At 53.7% G+C, this 806-nt stretch carries 1 rRNA gene; it reads left to right on the top strand.

What is annotated here, in order from left to right:
- Positions 1–806, top strand: a 23S ribosomal RNA gene (locus ABLV08_RS03510); the annotation flags it as partial.

Here is an 806-nt window from a genome sequence, read left to right as displayed (position 1 = left end):
CAAACCGGGAGATAGCTGGTTCTCCCCGAAAGCTATTTAGGTAGCGCCTCGTGAACTCATCTTCGGGGGTAGAGCACTGTTTCGGCTAGGGGGTCATCCCGACTTACCAACCCGATGCAAACTACGAATACCGAAGAATGTTATCACGGGAGACACACGGCGGGTGCTAACGTCCGTCGTGAAGAGGGAAACAACCCAGACCGCCAGCTAAGGTCCCAAAGTCACAGTTAAGTGGGAAACGATGTGGGAAGGCACAGACAGCCAGGATGTTGGCTTAGAAGCAGCCATCATTTAAAGAAAGCGTAATAGCTCACTGGTCGAGTCGGCCTGCGCGGAAGATGTAACGGGGCTAAACTGTGCACCGAAGCTGCGGCAGCGACACTATGTGTTGTTGGGTAGGGGAGCGTTCTGTAAGCCTGCGAAGGTGGCCTGTGAGGGTTGCTGGAGGTATCAGAAGTGCGAATGCTGACATAAGTAACGATAATGCGGGTGAAAAGCCCGCACGCCGGAAGACCAAGGGTTCCTGTCCAACGTTAATCGGGGCAGGGTGAGTCGACCCCTAAGGCGAGGCCGAAAGGCGTAGTCGATGGGAAACAGGTTAATATTCCTGTACTTGGTGTTACTGCGAAGGGGGGACGGAGAAGGCTATGTTAGCCGGGCGACGGTTGTCCCGGTTTAAGCATGTAGGCGGAGGTTCCAGGTAAATCCGGTACCTTTTAACGCTGAGGTGTGATGACGAGGCACTACGGTGCTGAAGTAACAAATGCCCTGCTTCCAGGAAAAGCCTCTAAGCATCAGGTAACATT

It is taken from the genome of Klebsiella sp. CN_Kp088, from assembly GCF_040064335.1.
GTDB classification, from domain to species: Bacteria; Pseudomonadota; Gammaproteobacteria; order Enterobacterales; family Enterobacteriaceae; genus Klebsiella; species Klebsiella aerogenes.
This window is presented reverse-complemented; position numbering and strand designations above follow the sequence as displayed.